This window comes from Aneurinibacillus soli (assembly GCF_002355375.1).
Taxonomy (GTDB): domain Bacteria; phylum Bacillota; class Bacilli; order Aneurinibacillales; family Aneurinibacillaceae; genus Aneurinibacillus; species Aneurinibacillus soli.
The window spans coordinates 3,870,395-3,886,900 of the sequence record NZ_AP017312.1 but is presented as its reverse complement, the minus strand read 5'-3'; the positions used below and the strand labels follow the sequence as shown (position 1 = coordinate 3,886,900).

The window sequence follows — 16,506 nt, the reverse complement described above, 5'->3', positions numbered from 1 at the left end:
TGGTGTACAAACTATACACTTGGCCTCTTTGTGTTTGCAAAAAAGAATAGGTTTTTAAACAGCTGACTGTCTCCTTCCTGGGAACGGTTGGCTGTTTTTATTTACAACCTAAGGACAGATGGAAAGGAAAGTGAGCATATGGAGATGCAGAATGCTATTTGGTATTGCCGTTTTTCTATTATTTTTAACACTATGAAGGAGGAAGTATGCTCAGACCGGATACGAGATCAAAGTATATAGATATTTTGCATTCATTATCAGTTCAAATGTATGAATTCATTATAAAAAGTATAAAGGAGTAACAAGCCATGGAAAATAAACAAACGATGTTCCTCAAAAATAACTCTGCAGATCTACAACAAAAATTTGATGGATGGAGTGAGCCTATTCCGTTAACAGTGTTTGGTCAGCAAAAAACAGGCCCATTTCCTATTGAACTTCTGCCACCGGTTATCGGCGACTATATTACACAGGTGGCAGAAGAAACCCAAACTGTCACACATATAGGAGGGATGCTGTCTTTAGCCGTTCTAGCGCTAGCAGTAGCCAAAAAATATGTCGTAAACCCGTATGGGCAGTGGATGGAACCGCTGAATTTATTCGTGCTCATTGCTTCACCTTCTGGAACAGGAAAGAGTCCAGTTTTTCGTCATCTCCTTTCTCCAGTATATGAATATGAACAAATGTTGCAACAGGACTGGAGAGAGTCGAAACAAACACAAGTTGGGGAGAAGGCGGTCTCTCCACTTAATCCGCCACGTCTGACTGCGGATGATGTAACAGTGGAAAAGTTAGTCGGAATCTTACTCGAAAATCAAGAACGGCTTGGGATATTCTCTCCTGAAGGTGATGTGTTTGAGAATATAGCAGGTCGTTATTCGAATGACAAAAGCTCACACTTTACGGTGTTTTTGAAGGCATATTCTGGTGAATATTGCGTCGTTGATCGAATGACCCGTACAGAAATTTTACGTTCTCCGTTACTAACCTTAGGCATCACTGTTCAGCCTGAGGTAATAAAAAACTTGGCTAAAAATAAAATCTACCAACAAAGAGGGCTACTGGCTCGATTCCTTTTTACGTTTCCTAATTCGTTTGTGGGATTTAGAAATCCAAGACCGCGACTCATTGAACAGAAGGTAAAGGAGCAGTATGAAAGACTGATACAGCAATTGCTTGCTCAACCTGTCCCTGATCATCCTAAAGTTTTAACTTTAAGCCGAGAAGCGGATGAGAGGATGATTCGCTTTAAAACATCAATCGAAAAGAAGCTTGCCCCGGAAAGAGGAGAGCTTGCACCAATCGTGGAGTGGGGCAACAAACATGTGGGCGTGATCTACCGAATTGCTGGCCTTTTACATGTTGCGGAAAACACTGGCGGGGTTCCCCAGGAGATCGCACTGGCAACTGTAGAGAAAGCTATTCAATTCTCGGAGTATTTTATCCAGCAGGCCAAGATTGCCTTTGATGCCATGGGAACGGATCAAAGCATTGAGGATGCTCAGTACGTTTTAAAGTCTATTCGTGGTAAAGGAGAAGAAGTTAAGTATCAGGATATTTGGCAAGCAACCAAGAAGCGGTGCAAGAATGCAAACACTTTAAAATCCGTTCTTCGTACCTTGGAGGAGCATATGTATATTAAACCTAAGGTTAACTCTGGAAATGACAAGGGACTAACCTATCTGGTCAACCCGTTTGTTTTGCTTGATACTTCACACCCATCGCAGGGGAATAAGGGGAATACCGTATCTTTGTAGGATACGATGCTAAACGCTCGTCATTCCTGGATTTTTCTTGGTATAGGGGAAATAGGTACTCTATTAGTGATGGGAGAGGTTTTCTCTCTCCCAAAACCTAAGATAGTAATACATAGTCTATTATGTTGTATAGAAAAGAAGACTGATGTCCAAATCCAGGGTGTAGCCCAAGATTTTGCTTTTATACAAAGCATGCGGTATAAATCAAGGCTTCATTGCTCTGTATAAGCAAAACATAGGATGGAGCATGAAGAGTTTACGGTTATACATATCAATCTTGTAGCAAACCTCATGCTCCCCCATGCAGTTTTTTAATTGTATAAGGGATAGTCCACAGTAAGTTCTGCGATTATAAATCGGTATTCTTTCTAAAGTAAGAGGTCTTCCCCTTTTACCCCTGCCTGCTTCTGATCATAGAATATATAAGGGAAAAGCGTAGTATCCGTTGATTCCCTTTGGTTACCCTAATGCCCCCCTGTGATAATAAAATTGTTCTCTGGGATTGGATCAAAGGATTCGAGGTTTTGATTAGGTAGTTGGGTATTAGTATAGAGGTTTAATTAAAGATGCTCCTATCCTAAAGGTCGCGTTTTCATTACTATGAGCTTAGCTAGGTAACAAGAATGCGATTCTTCTTCTGTTTGTCCACAAGCGTCATTTCATTGTAACTCAGGGGTATACCACAGGCTTTTTACGGTTGCTCTTTAGCCCCCACCTAGTTGTAATCTTCGTATGCTATTTCAATGCTTTGGTCTATCTCATGTATGGCCTGTATTACTTGATTAGATGTGATGCCTTGAAAGAATGGTACCACATTCTTTTCCTTATCGGATTCCCTCTCAACGTGTTGCGAAGTAATACCTACTATATGTCCTTTGTTTGTGAATATTGGGCCGCCACTATTTCCTGGTCTTGTAATTGATGAGTAAATAAAATGCTCGATTCCATCGTAGTTCTGCACCAATGAGTTTACTTCCCCCTTTTGTGAAATAAGGTAGCAGTCTCTTGTCATTGGTACTGGAGGATACCCCATAGTAAGTATTTCATCTAGCAACATTGCATCACCAAAAATAAGTTGAAACCCTAAATTCACCTTTTCAGTTAGCTTAACAATACCCACGTCAACTTTATCATGTGATTTGTGATATGCAATTTCAATTTTTCTACCACCAATATTAACAGTTTTATCAACCTTCATGTCATTCAGGACGTGACTACACGTTAGTATAGTATCGCTGTTAATTAAAGTACCTGTACCGATTCCTATTTTCCCGGTAGGTTCTTCCCCAGCTATCGGAATAACAAAGTTCTTTGTCTTATGAAGGATAAATTCTAATCCTAAACACTCACCCAACCATAATAGGTTCTTCTGTTGAAGGTTTGATAGTTCTCTAGTAAAGTAGTAACACTTTTCCCCTCCTAGCGTAAAACCATTTTCCACCCCAGCAGAACACAAGAAATTTCCTTGCTCCAGTCTTTTTATTAGTTGTAGGACGTTTTGTTGGTATCTTCTAATATCTAGGATTCCCTTTTGCGTCTCCATGTATTTAAAAAAGTCATTAACCGATAACGGAGTAAGCACTTCTTCATTAACTTGCTTCCCTAATAACTTTCCCATTTTTTGAGCATTCAAAGGAGCAAAGAACCCTAAGATTTCTACTGTTAGTACTTCAGCAAGTTCCATTGTTAAAGGCTTGAGAATACTATACCTTTCACCCATATAAACTACCATCCCTTCAAAGATTATCTCCCCTATCGTAATTCTATTAAAGCAGAGTATGTAAGTCTATTAAAAAACCGTTCAGCCGAGATACGTGTAAAAATGGGTCATGTAGTGGGTATTAATTCCAGTTTATGAGTCTGTTAAATGAATATCGGGATTTCTCCTTCACTGAGTAGACTATTCTAGAATTGCGCAAATTTTTACTGAGTTTAGATAGAAAAAGTCGCCTATGATAGTGACTTCTCATATTCCTTTACGATTTTGTAGAATGTATTTTTCTTGATTTCTAGCTTCTCCATGAATTGTACACCTGTTATCTGTTTATCCTTCCATGCCTGATAGTTCTGTTCTAATGTTTGCTGTTGTTCTTTGCTTAATGTATGCACATTCATTTGTGGTCTGCCTAAATGTTTACCTTTGGCTTTTGCAATGGCTATTCCTTCCGCTTGGCGTTGTTTGATGTTCTCTCGCTCTTTCTCAGCTACAAAGGATAAAACTTGCAGAACTAATTCACTTACAAATGTTCCTAGTGTGTCTTTGTGTTGAGTTGTATCAAGCAATGGCATATCCAGTACTTTTATGTCTGCTCTAATTTCTTGCGTTATGTACTCCCATTCTCGTTTAATCTCTTTGCTATTCCGCCCAAAACGATCGATCGACTTGATATAAAGAAGATCACCTTCACGTAAGCACTGCTTCAACGCTTGGTACTGCGGTCTATTAAAATCTTTACCACTTTCTTTATCTATGAATATATCCCTTTCACTAATACTTATATCTAACATTTCTTTTAACTGCCTGTCTTCGTTCTGGTCTTTGGCACTAACTCTTATGTATGCAAAGATTTTCTGATTCATTTACAAACACTCCATGTATTAGTCTTTAATCGAATTATACCTAAAGTGTTTGTAAATGTGTGTGTTATTTAATAAACGTTTTTTAAAATGTTTTTAAACCTTTAACAACATTGAAGTCTACCAGTTTTTAATATCCTTAAAGGTATACCTTTAAGGAATGTGTGTTGAATCACACCACCTAAGTCACACCTTTCTAATAACTTGATAAAATTTCCAAAAATGAATAGTATTAAAGGTATTATCACGAAATGGAGAGATTCATTATGACAGCTGAAAAATTCATGGCGGAAATACAAAGGCTATTAGATGAAGGAAAAGAGAAGGGATACCAATATGTAGACATCACCTCAGGAGATGTTCACCGTCAGGTTGGAGGCTACCCTTCTTCAAATCACAGAATGGCAACCTGTTGTGCAGTGATGCAATCCATGAAAAAAGACCGTGATGAAATTCTAAAAGCACCACTGAAAGGGAAAGGTGCAACGCTGACGATCAGGTATTACATGTAAAATTAACATCAGAGTTTAACCAAACACCAGATTTGCTTATTTATAAGGGGGGATTGTAAGATTTTTCATAGAAGAATGAAGCGGAACTTATTAGGAAGATCACATACCAACTGAAGAAAATATATAGGAAAGAAGTGGGGATATGCACGAGAATTATTCGGAAGACAATAAGTATCCCAAAAACCCCATTTTAAGAGCGAAAATGGAAAAAGAGGGAAAATTACTTCAAGGTATCCAAAAACGAAAAAGTGAAATCATATCTCTCTACGAAAAAGGAAAAAGAGTTCGAGACGATGGTGTCTATCGCTATTATCGCACGAGTGCAAAGGTATATTTTGGCATGCAAAAATACACTGAGCAACTTATTGATTTTTTTCGATCTCTGATCCAATGGGACGGTGATTCCCAGGAATTGAATGCAAACTTCATGCGGATTATGGAGTCAGGAACTGGAAAGAAATTTACTCATGACATGAACTGCCGTTGGGAAGAAGAAACACGCCCGATTGTTGAGGCATTTTTTCACGCACTATATATGCTGGAGATGATAGTTGACTATGGATTGCGCAAAGAAGATGTCAGTCTCGGAATAGAGCCAGGATGGGGTAGCGTTTTGTATCTGTACGGGCTAAGATAGTTCCTATACGATCGTGTGAAAAAGTGAATATAGCGAATCGTTTGATTAAAAATATGGTCATACGTCCAAAAAAATAAAAAAACCTCCCGTGAGTTTAGCAAATGGCGACGACGGGAGGTCTATTTTTCTTACGTTTATTATACTGTGTTTACATAATAAATTCCATATGATTGTTCAAAATTGAATAATGACAGAGTTTCTTTTGGAACCCCTGTAAAAAGATGAGATTACGAACTTTTAATCAAAAATATGAATTTTATTCATTTTCAATTATAGCCCTCTTTTCCGCTCTTGCATTTCGGAAATTTGAATCAGAATCCACACTCTCTCAGACATGGTTAACTCCAACCAATCTTTGATTCTTACATTCATCTCTATTTACTCCCTCCTGTTTTTTATTTATACATCCCTTTTTTGTAAAAACAGAACAAGAGTTTCTCAAATAAAATGTATACATTTGAACATTTGAAAAAAATTTTTTTCGTTCCAAGATCGTACTGTATCTAAAATGAATAGCAATGGAAAAGGTGTACAACTTTCAAGATGCTAGATACGAAAACATGTAGGCCGTATGATAGTAATACACACCTAGAATGGATAAGGTAAGAACGGGCCAGTTGTATTAAGAAATTGGCAAGAAAGCTAGCGATAAAAATGATGGAATAGGGTGAGAAAGGTGTAGAGTGATAGGAACAACAGCAATAAAAGAATGTGCTATGCCGACTATCTTGAAGAATGATTTTTATAAGGGTGTGTTGAGGCACGGCGATGTAATTATCGAGGGGAGTCATACACCATTGGTAAATAAAATAGTTTTTGGAAAAGTCCAAGCCTTGTTGAAGGGAAATAGAATGCGTGGAGAAGAAGATGGGATTTAAACGATATATAAAGGAAGGAAGAGGGCAGGGAACGGGGAAAGACTATGTTCCCTGGACGAAAATTCACGACTTTTCCAGTAAGGGAAGAGCAACAAGAATAATGGGAATAAAAACGGGACGGATTCATCACCTACATTCTGATAATCAGTTGCGTGCCTTCTTAACTTTCGAGTTTAATGACAACGTGATTGATATTCGAGAAAGCTACCCACTTCTCGATGTCATGGAAGTAATCGATCATAAAGAAAATCTACGTTTTGATAAATTTTGTGATAAAGAAACGGGAGAGCAACTGGTCATCTGTACGAACTTTGTTTTAACGGTAATAGATGCGGATGGAAATGAAATACATGTCGCAAGAACAATAAAAAACTCATCCAAGTTAGATAAAAGAATTACGTTTGAAAAACTGGAGATAGAACGGAGATACTGGGAAGTAAAAGGGGTTAATTGGAAGGTGATTACGGATAAACAATTACCGAAACAAGTGGCCAATAACCTGCAATGGGTTAGAGAGACTTTGTTGGAGGATAGTGAAACAGGTAAAGAGCCATTATCGGATATCTTGCATACACACCTATTGAAAAATATGGACAAGCAGGTAAAGGATGTAGTAAAAAGCTTTGACCAAGTAGAAGGGATAGCTACTGGAACAGGGTTGTATCTCTTTCGATATTTAATCGCAAAGAAAAAGCTTACAGTTAACATGAGTGAAAAAATCAATTTGGGTCACAAGGTTAAAGATATTCTTTTATAACAAAAAGGGGGGGCGTTGTGAAACTGGTAGAAAACATGTTGTTTAAGTATGGGAATGGAAAAGTAATACGGATTTTATTTATCAATCCAGTTACTTCTATTATATATATCATCGATATGGACAGTAGTAGGTGGCCCTACCCCGTTACCAGAGCAGACTTTTTGATCCTTCATAAAAATCGAGAAATCATTGTAGTAGAAGAGGATATTTATAGTCGAGCTGTTCCCGAAGAAGAGCTAAATAATATTGAGAAAATGAAACGAGATCATTCCTGGGAGATTGTATCATTTTTCAAAAGCAACTTGGTAAATGAAGAACATATGTATATCAGTAAATTTCGTCAAACAGCTATAAAAAAAACAATGGAAACTTTTAATATTAGTTACAACGGGTTAAAGAAATACCTTATCAAATATTTAAAAGGAGGTAAAATCAAAAGTGGTTTGTTACCCAATTATTTTAGATGTGGTGCGAGAGGGAAAGAACGAAAGGTAGGAGAGAAAAAGCGTGGTCGCCCACGTCAAAAGAATGAAAATGTAGGTGTAAATATTGACGACAACATTAAAAAATTTTTTAAAGTAGGATTGAATCGTTACTATTACAATCATCGAAAAAATAGTTTGAAAACAACTTATGAATTAATCTTGCGGGACTATTTTACAACGGAAACAGTAGAAGAAAGCGGAGTTAGAATACCTATTTTAGTTGAGATGAAGAAACTGCCGACCTATGAACAGTTTCTTTACTGGTTCAGGAAGACAAACAATAGTACCAAACAAATAATCAGTAGAAATGGTACAAGAGTGTATCAGCAGAATTATCGAGCGATCATAGGGAATTCCACTCAAGATGCTGGAACAGGGCCAGGAACACTTTTCCAAATTGATAGTACGATGTTTGATATTTACTTGGTCTCTTCATTCAATCGAGATCTTATCGTTGGAAGACCAATATTGTTCCTAGTAGTAGATATATACTCACGTGTAATACTGGGATTTAACATAGGTTTTGAATCGCTTAACTCGTACTCTGGTGCAATGGTAGCTCTTGCGAATAGCATGACATCAAAGGTGGGGCTGTGCAGAAAATATGGAATGGACATTACAGATGAGGAATTCCCGTTCTGTGTTCCTCAACGCATCCTTACAGACCGAGGGGAACTTGTTAGTAGTCAGATTGAAAATGCAATCGAGAACTTAGGGATAACTATACAGCAAACACCCCCTTATCATGCAGATTTTAAGGGAATCATAGAATCCAGCTTCAATATACTTAATTTGAAGGTAAAGCCCTTCGCAGACGGTGTGGTAGTTAACGGGAACAAGAAAGGAAAAGAGCGTGGCGAATATGATTATCGTCTGAAGGGCACGTTATCGCTTGATGAATTTACAAAAATCGTAATCAAGTGCATTTTATTTCACAATAATCATCATGTGTTGAATGAATATGTTTTAGATGAAACGATGATTGAGAAAAAGGTAGAAAAAATTCCAATCAAGATTTGGGAGCATGGACTGAAATATAAAAAAGGTCAATTACGAATCCTACCAGAAAAAGTGATTAAAACACACTTATTTCCCACAGACTATGCAACTTTAACTGCCAGAGGTTTGTCCTATCGTAAGTTACTTTTTGCTTCAGAGTATGCCTTGAAAAATGGATGGTTTCAAAAGGCACGAATCGAAGGCAGTAAAAAGGTTAAAATTTGCTACAACCCAATGGATTTGTCGGAGTTGCTTATGTTTGATGAAAATGGAGAGTTACATAAATTTAGTCTTTTAGAACACTTGTCCATGTACTCGAATAAAGGGGTGAATGAAATTGAACAGCTTAAAAAGCATGAGCAGGAAATAGACAGTAAGAATAAAGAAAAGGAACTGCAAGAAAAAATAAAACTGTACAGTGAGATAGAGAACATTGTAAAAGAAGCCAGAGAAAGAACGGAAGCTGAAAAAGACCACAGCAAGAGCAAATCACAGAGAATTAAAGGAATCAAGGAAAATCAGAGAAATGAGCGGATGTTGCAACGAAAGAAAGCAAAAGAAGAATCGGTGTTTAAGGAATTTTCTGATGAATTGAATGATGAAATAGACGAATTTGCCATGTTTAGAGAGTGGGGGGAAAGTGACTATGATGAATAGGATTTTTATGGATAATGGAATGGAGGCAACGGAGGCTTCCTATAATGAATTTCCTTTGGAAGAATACAATAGTAATCCATTTATACAAACCCTTCCTCCATTGATGAATAAACAAACCATTATTAAGAATTTAATGTTACCCATTTCTTTTAACGTAGAAGAACGTAACTGGGACGGTTCCTATAGGCTTCATATGATTCAAAGATTGTACAAGTTATTTCAACCCTTGCCGATTCATGTGGACATTTGGAACGTAATTTTTTCGTTGTTATATCAGGGATATATAGCAAGAAATCCGTTTGATAAGGAATACAGGGGATACATCAACGAAACAGGGAAACGAATTATTAACAGATCCTTCGATATAAACAGTAGATCGAATTTTCGGACTACCGCAAGTTGTGCAACTCTTATCGGATATTCGGGTATGGGCAAGACCACTACCGTAAATAGAATCCTTAGTAATATTCCTCAAATCATTGTGCACAATCATTACAATGATCAACATTTTAATCAAATCCAGCTATCCCATTTAACTTTGCAAACACCCCACAATTCCAGTCTGAAAGCGTTGACTTTGCAGTTTTTCATGAAGGTCGATGAACTTCTTGGCACAAATACTTTTCAAAAACATGTCTCTCGAAATCTTTCTACTGATGCCATGTTGCCTTTGATGGGGCAAGTTGCCCACAACATAGGTTTAGGAATGCTTGTCATTGATGAAATTCAACATCTGCAGAATCGTGGAGTACAGCAAATGATGAACTATTTTGTAACGCTCATGAATTCATTTGGTGTACCTGTGCTTTTCATTGGTACGCCAGCGTCCTATGCAATTTTTCAAAATGAGTTTAGAATTGCAAGGCGAGTTTCGGGTAACGGAGAAATCATTTGGAATAACATGGAGAATGGTAAAGAGTTTCGTTTCTTGTTAGAGTCCATATGGAAATACCAGTGGAATCAGAAGTTTACACCTTTAAATGAAGAATTGATAAAAGTGTTTTATGAAGAAACACAAGGGGTTTCGGACTTAATCGTTAAATTATTTGTAAATGTCCAGATGATGGCTATTTCCAGTGGGAAAGAAGAATTTACGGCTGATATGGTCAACAAGGTTGCTAAAGAGCAGTTCAAGTTGATGAAGCCGATGTTGGAAGCAATAAAATCGAAGAATCCATATAAAATGGTTCAGTATGAGGATTTGCGAAGAGTAGAGCTATCCGAAGGTACGGCCCAAAAGAAAGATAACTCCATTCCGAATGCGAAAAAAATCAATAAAGTGGCACAAGAATTAAAGCAAAAGCAAATTAGAATTCCAAAAACAACAATAGTTCCCAAAGAATCCAAAGCTAAGAATATTGATTACAGTGAAGATGATTTAAGGAGTTTACTGAAACAAGCAAGTAAAAGTGAGAGGTCGGCTTATCAGATTTTGTTGGAGAAGGGATACATTGATAATATGCGTATTTGGCAAGAAGGTGTTGTAAAGTGATAAACTTCTTGCCTCTCATATATCAGGATGAATTGTTGTTTAGCATTGTTTGCAGGTATAAGCAAATGTGCGGAATGCTTAGTAAACGTGCTTTAGAATGGGACTTATTCAAAATATATAATAGGATGGGACGGAAATCAGTTCTGTTCCCACAAAACTTAAGTGCATTCATAGCAAATCTTCCTCCTGCGTCTAAGCTGTCCGTACAGGAGGTTATTTTAAATCATACCATGTATCCGTTTTATACAGCTTTCTTATCTCGCGAAAAATCAGACTTGGTGTTTAATGGTATGGTTAAAGAAAATGGCAAATCGATTGAGACGATGGTTGGAATGGCCGGAAGCAAAGTTAAGTCGGATAACTATTTAAAATATTGCCCTCTATGCTTTAAAGAAGATATGGAGAAATTGGGAGAAAGTTATTGGAGAAGACTTCCCCAAATTCCTGGGGCTTTGTACTGTCCAAAGCATCAGGTTCTTTTTAAAAACAGCAACGTAGTAATAACAGACAGCCGAAATGATTTTTTGTGTGCGGATGAGGAGACATGTAATGCTGATTTAACAGAGGATTTTTATTCAAATCAAGTCAGAGAACTGAATTTGAAGTACATGGAGAATGCTTCATATTTATTGTTTCGTAATCAAGCGAGGAAGGAGCTTTCCTTTATTATAAAATTTTACATTGATAAGTTGAGGAAAAAGGGATTTGCATCTAAGGGCGGTACTTTGTATATAGCTAAGCTGTTAGAGGCCTTTTCGTATTTTTATCCATCGGGCTATTTAGAGCTAATGCAAAGTAGTATAGACGTTAAACAAGAAGCAAACTGGCTAAGGCTCTTTGTCAGAAACAACAACAAGAACAGAAGTCCCCTGAGACATATTCTCTTTCTGCAATTTTTGGAGATTGGCGTAGAAGAACTGTTTGAGAGTAATACAGCAATTGGTAAACGAGCGGTCGTAGGAAATCGTATGCCTTCCTATTCAATTGGAGAAAAAAGAAGAGAATGGTTAAAATTGATTGAAGCTAATCCAGAAGCTAATCGAAGTGAATTAAAGCGATTAGGTAAAGGTCTTCATACGTGGATATACGCTCATGATAAGGATTGGTATGATGAAGTAACTCCCAAGACTAAAATAAGAAAGGAAAAAACTGAAACTGTAGACTGGGAGAAGAGAGATGAAACGTGTTTAGTACTTGCAAAAAAAGCTGTAGAAAAGCTTTTACATACAGAAGGAAAACCAATACGGATTGTTCCGAGTAATATAAGAAGAACGATTGGTGTTAAGAGATGGTTTTTAAATGATAATCTTGTAAAAACCCAACAGTATTTAAAAGAGGTAACTGAAGATATTGAAAGTTATCGGGTGCGAAAAATTAAATGGGCAATTGATGAAATGAATAAGAATGGTGAAAGACTTACGGTATATAAAATTCAGTTGAAAGCAGGATTTGGAGGAGGAAACAAGAAAATCAAGTCTTTAATCCAATACATATCAGAAAAATGAAAATAGTATCTGGCGTTATAAAGGCAGTTCCTCGCTAAAAAAAGGACTGTCTTTCTTTTTAGCCGTTAAGAATGTTTTTGACCATTTTTCCAGTTATTGGAGTACGTTGTTAAAATTGTTGTATCAAATTTCGGAAAAATAAGGATAAATATTAACGAATAAGACGGTAGATTTTCTCTTTGTTTTAAAAAACGAGGTAGATTAGATGTCATTATTTGATTTGACAGAGCTAAAGGAATTGAAAATAGATAGTATCATAGCAGACATACAGGAATTAGTTAAACAGATGATTACAGTTTTTATGGAAAAAAAGATGGATTGTTTAGGGGAAAGAAGCGAAAGTTTCATGATGCTTTACAAAATGGATTAGTTGAATTGGCAGATAAGTATGGGGTACTTGGAGATAAAAAATTCTTGATTGAAGGATATGAAGAACGAAGAAATGGATATATTGATGTGGTTTGGAAGGAGATTGATGGAATAAGCTGTTGTTGGAAATTGATTCGTCTCCACGCAAATCGGTAAAGAAACTTCTAGTAGGAACTTCTGAATGGAAAGTATGGCTTTATTATGGTATCAAGAGTGCAGAGAAAGCACTCTCCTTAGATAAGAACAACCAAATTTATTTTGTACATATGCCTATTCGTGACTTGAAAGAAAGAGAAATTATTTAATACTTCAGATGAATATGGGTACGAAATTAAACTGAAAATTGATAAGTAAGGAGACGTGGTTTGTAAATACTGCGGGGAAAATATACAGTTGTCTGAAGGGGGGGAATTGTAACCCCTTAAAATATTCACTGACGATCTAAAGGAAGAACTGAGAAAGGATGAATATGAGTTCGTTCAAGAATTGAATCTGTCTGTGCAGATTGAGATGGGGAAGAGAGTAAATACTTCCCCATCATTTATTTTTCGGGGGAAATAATCTTGTTTTCCAATTTTGTAATCACCTCAATTCGTTCAAAGAGTATAAAATTATTCATTTCTCGATTCATGTAGATTACTTAACTAAATGACATGAGGGCATTCTCCATTTACTTTATCATATCAAATTGTTCTTGAACTATATGATTGATGTATAGGTTGGAATATGGTGTGACATTATTAAGAAATATGGTAATCAACTAGACAAAAATACAAAAAAATAGTAATGTAATTTATATACAAGTTGAAGGGGATGATATCCTTGTCTACTAATTTTGCCTTGCAGAGTTTTGAAGAAAAGAGAAAGTTAGTTGAATGTCTGATGAGCGGTACTGCAATTAATGCTGAGAAAAAGAATGCGGACAAGGGTATAACTAAAAATAAATTCAGAAACTCCAACTCGGACGAAGTAAATCAAGTTGTGTATGAGAATTTTAAAGATAAATACATTATTGACACTTACAAAGAAAATGGTTATGAACATATTCGTATGTATTCAGTTGAGAATAAGCATTTGTATGTACCATTAAGGGAGACGACCTTCCAAGAGCAATTGGTGCAAAAAGATAACTCGAACGTATCCGTCCACTACTTATATGCTTATGCTTACAGGAATCGTTGGATGATTAAGGACTCCCTCATGCCGATAGGACAATTGGCATTCTTGGATGAAGGTATTGGATCTCACAAAGAGCTTCTAATCCAACAAAAGGTTGAGGAAGTCATCAAAGGCATAGATGTTGAAGTTACCCAGCTAATTACATATGATGTTGTTCGAGGCAAAGTGATTTCTGTTAAGGCAAGGGTTTTGAACCCTGAAATAACATTACCTTCAATATTTGAAGAAGATCTGAGTGAGTATATTGTTTCTTACGACAATGAAGATGAATCAGTTGGATTTGCTGTTGAACCACAGTATGAAGAACTATCGGATGAAATGCACGAACAGGTTATCAGTGATTTACTTAAGCTTAAGCGTAAGCAAAAGGATCAAGATGAAGATTAATATAAATAATTATTAAAGAGGGGTTTGTGATGGTTTTCGTAAATACCTTTAATAAAAACAGGTTGAAGTCAGCAAGAATATTTTCAGGGTTTACGATATCCGATTTAGCCGAACAATCAGGTGTTTCAAAGCAAGCGATTTCTCAGTTTGAGAATGGTAAAAATAAACCAACCTTAGAAACACTTATGAAGCTTATGTATGTTCTTAAACTCCCGAGAGAATATTTTTATGAAGCAGATTCAATTGAAGAAGTTCAAGTTGGAAACACTTTCTTTAGGTCATTGGTATCCACATCAAAAAAAGAACGTTTGTCTCAAATCGAAAAAACAAGGTACTTTTCGAGGATCTGTGATTTCCTCGAAAGATACATTGATTTTCCTACAGTAAATTTACCGAGCATTAAGGATTTGATTGAGCTTACAGACAAGAAAGTGGACAATCCACATTTATTGGAACGTGAGGATATTGAAGACATAGCATTGGCTTTGAGGAAATATTGGGGGATTGGTGAAGATCCAATAACTAATATCGTTTTCTTATTGGAGAAAAATGGAGTTGTTATGACATCTTTAGCTACAGACACTCATAAAATTGATGCCTTTAGCCAGAGACAAATGATAAATAATAGAGAGAGATATGTGATTATTCTTGGTGATGGTAAACAGTCGGCATGTAGAAGGCAATTTGATACTGCTCATGAGTTAGGCCATATGCTATTACATAACTGGAATACTGATTTTAATGATATTTATCTTGAGGAGCACCGCTTAATTGAGCAACAGGCAGATTCATTTGCAGGGGCATTTTTATTGCCCAAAGATTCTTTCCTAAAAGATCTCCATTACCCAAATAATCTAAACTTCTATATAGAATTGAAGAAAAAATGGAAAGTATCAATTCAAGCTATGATAGTAAGAGCATTTCATTTGGACGCAATAAATTATAATCAGTACACTTACTTGATGAAGAAAATGAATCAAAAAAATATGAGAAAAAAAGAGCCATTGGATGATGTTTTAAATGTTCCGCAACCTATGTTAATAAGAAAAGCAGTGGAAATGTTATTAAAGGCTAATGTTTTGAAGCCAAGGGATATTATAGAAGCGGACGGCTTAATGCTCACACAGGAGATTGTGGAGTATTTGCTAAACCTTGAAAAAGGTACGTTAAGTGAGGAGAAAAAGGATAACGTAGAGGTTTTATTACAGTTCAGGAGTTCAAACAACTACACATAATTATTATCAGTCGGTCAATCTGATCGACTTTTTCTTGTAAATTGTAAAGATCTTAGGAAGGATAAATAATGGAAGTCATAATAGATACATCAAACCAAAATTCAATATACGATTCTCTTGAGCAATTGTTGAAAGTGAAAAAAGAGTTCATTCAATATTATATACTAAGAAACTTAAATAAACTGAAAGAAAAGTATCCACCACAAACGGAAATAAGTATCCCACATTTTCTGAGTTTTCTTTCTGAAATAACCCACCTTGATATGACAACTATACCTAATTTTGATTTCATAACATTGTTTCATTTAACGACAAGAACTTCAAAACAGATTATAGAAAAAGAACCACTTTACAATTTGTTTGATGCATTGACTGAAAACAACGAACTAAAATATAGATTAGAAAAAATTGGATTAACATTTTACAAAGAAAAAGATAGGCTAATAACATTTTTCAAAGGTAATCTAATTGATTGGAGATCATTTCTGAATGGGAGCGAGTCACCTACTGCACAAATGATTATTAATCGTTTGGAAGGGAATCGCTTTAGTCCTCCAGATAAGTGTGTTAATGGCTTTCTGTTTAACGGGGATATTTTCGAAAACGGAGATGTACGACATATTCGATATCTTCCTGAGATTGTTGACAATATGCTTAGGGTATTAGGAGAACAACAAGCTATCAGGAATTTGTGTAAGGAAGTGACTCCGTTTATTATCACTTTTAAGGCTAATGTTGGAGAGATCATTTTTGATGGATCGAAGAAACTTAACATTAAGCAGACTCAATACCGTATTATACGCCACTGTTTGTATTATCTATGTAATCAGTATTGCCGATCCTGGAGTGAACACGATAATCCTATTGTTCGAATGATAGATGAACAAAGTGTTTCAGAAGATCGAGTTTTGAATGTACGAGAAGTAATGTAATAGGTAATATTTAATGATTTCCCAGCTGATATATATTTCGGAAAATTACCGCAAACCAAAGATTCAGCTAATAGCATGTATACAAGCCAATCAAGTCTAAGGTAGCTACTTCTTTTGTTAAACTGCTTTTACCAGTTATTATGCAAAG

The 16,506-nt window shown here is 36.1% G+C and carries 14 protein-coding genes; 12 read left to right on the top strand and 2 right to left on the bottom strand.

Going from position 1 to position 16,506, the window contains the following annotated elements:
- Positions 1 to 308: 308 nt before the first annotated feature.
- Positions 309 to 1,757 (top strand): YfjI family protein, encoded by a 1,449-nt coding sequence (locus CB4_RS19610; RefSeq protein ID WP_096467386.1) that lies wholly within the window; start codon positions 309 to 311, stop codon positions 1,755 to 1,757.
- Positions 1,758 to 2,472: 715 nt separating this feature from the next.
- On the opposite strand, the gene CB4_RS19605 is transcribed toward CB4_RS19610, so the two are convergent.
- Positions 2,473 to 3,477 carry a S1 family peptidase gene (locus CB4_RS19605; protein ID WP_157738078.1) on the bottom strand — a complete coding sequence of 335 codons (1,005 nt, stop codon included), beginning with the start codon at positions 3,475 to 3,477 and terminating at the stop codon, positions 2,473 to 2,475.
- A 230-nt stretch (positions 3,478 to 3,707) separates the two neighbouring features.
- On the bottom strand, positions 3,708 to 4,337 hold the full coding sequence (locus tag CB4_RS19600) for a recombinase family protein (RefSeq protein WP_096467384.1): 630 nt from the start codon (positions 4,335 to 4,337) through the stop codon (positions 3,708 to 3,710).
- A 263-nt stretch (positions 4,338 to 4,600) separates the two neighbouring features.
- On the opposite strand from CB4_RS19600, the gene CB4_RS19595 reads away from it, so the two are divergent.
- The 11 genes from CB4_RS19595 (at position 4,601) to CB4_RS19545 (ending at position 16,358) form a co-directional block, all read left to right on the top strand.
- Positions 4,601 to 4,846 carry an HNH endonuclease gene (locus CB4_RS19595; RefSeq protein ID WP_096467383.1) on the top strand — a complete coding sequence of 82 codons (246 nt, stop codon included), beginning with the start codon at positions 4,601 to 4,603 and terminating at the stop codon, positions 4,844 to 4,846.
- 142 nt (positions 4,847 to 4,988) lie between these two features.
- Complete coding sequence (locus tag CB4_RS19590) at positions 4,989 to 5,483, top strand: hypothetical protein (protein WP_096467382.1); 495 nt, start codon at positions 4,989 to 4,991, stop codon at positions 5,481 to 5,483.
- A gap of 683 nt (positions 5,484 to 6,166) precedes the next feature.
- The gene (locus CB4_RS19585; protein WP_096467381.1) at positions 6,167 to 6,361 is read left to right on the top strand and encodes a recombinase family protein; all 195 of its coding nucleotides are present in this window, start codon (positions 6,167 to 6,169) and stop codon (positions 6,359 to 6,361) included.
- The gene (locus CB4_RS19580; protein ID WP_096467380.1) at positions 6,351 to 7,118 is read left to right on the top strand and encodes a TnsA endonuclease N-terminal domain-containing protein; all 768 of its coding nucleotides are present in this window, start codon (positions 6,351 to 6,353) and stop codon (positions 7,116 to 7,118) included. The genes CB4_RS19585 and CB4_RS19580 overlap by 11 nt, the downstream gene beginning before the upstream one ends.
- 17 nt (positions 7,119 to 7,135) lie before the next feature.
- Entirely contained in the window at positions 7,136 to 9,259 is a 2,124-nt protein-coding gene (locus tag CB4_RS19575; protein ID WP_096467379.1) for a DDE-type integrase/transposase/recombinase, read from the top strand.
- Positions 9,249 to 10,751: an ATP-binding protein gene (locus CB4_RS19570; protein WP_096467378.1), complete on the top strand. Its 1,503-nt coding sequence runs from the start codon at positions 9,249 to 9,251 to the stop codon at positions 10,749 to 10,751. Before CB4_RS19575 ends, CB4_RS19570 begins: the two co-directional genes overlap by 11 nt.
- 65 nt (positions 10,752 to 10,816) lie before the next feature.
- Positions 10,817 to 12,256, top strand: coding sequence for a TnsD family Tn7-like transposition protein (locus CB4_RS19565; RefSeq protein WP_331713201.1), 1,440 nt, complete (start codon positions 10,817 to 10,819; stop codon positions 12,254 to 12,256).
- Between the two features lie 205 nt (positions 12,257 to 12,461).
- On the top strand, positions 12,462 to 12,626 hold the full coding sequence (locus tag CB4_RS21195) for a hypothetical protein (protein WP_157738076.1): 165 nt from the start codon (positions 12,462 to 12,464) through the stop codon (positions 12,624 to 12,626).
- Positions 12,627 to 13,447: 821 nt separating this feature from the next.
- Positions 13,448 to 14,191: a DUF5986 family protein gene (locus CB4_RS19555; RefSeq protein WP_096467375.1), complete on the top strand. Its 744-nt coding sequence runs from the start codon at positions 13,448 to 13,450 to the stop codon at positions 14,189 to 14,191.
- A 29-nt stretch (positions 14,192 to 14,220) separates the two neighbouring features.
- On the top strand, positions 14,221 to 15,426 hold the full coding sequence (locus tag CB4_RS19550) for a helix-turn-helix domain-containing protein (protein ID WP_096467374.1): 1,206 nt from the start codon (positions 14,221 to 14,223) through the stop codon (positions 15,424 to 15,426).
- 68 nt (positions 15,427 to 15,494) lie between these two features.
- Positions 15,495 to 16,358: a hypothetical protein gene (locus CB4_RS19545; protein ID WP_096467373.1), complete on the top strand. Its 864-nt coding sequence runs from the start codon at positions 15,495 to 15,497 to the stop codon at positions 16,356 to 16,358.
- Positions 16,359 to 16,506: the final 148 nt, after the last annotated feature.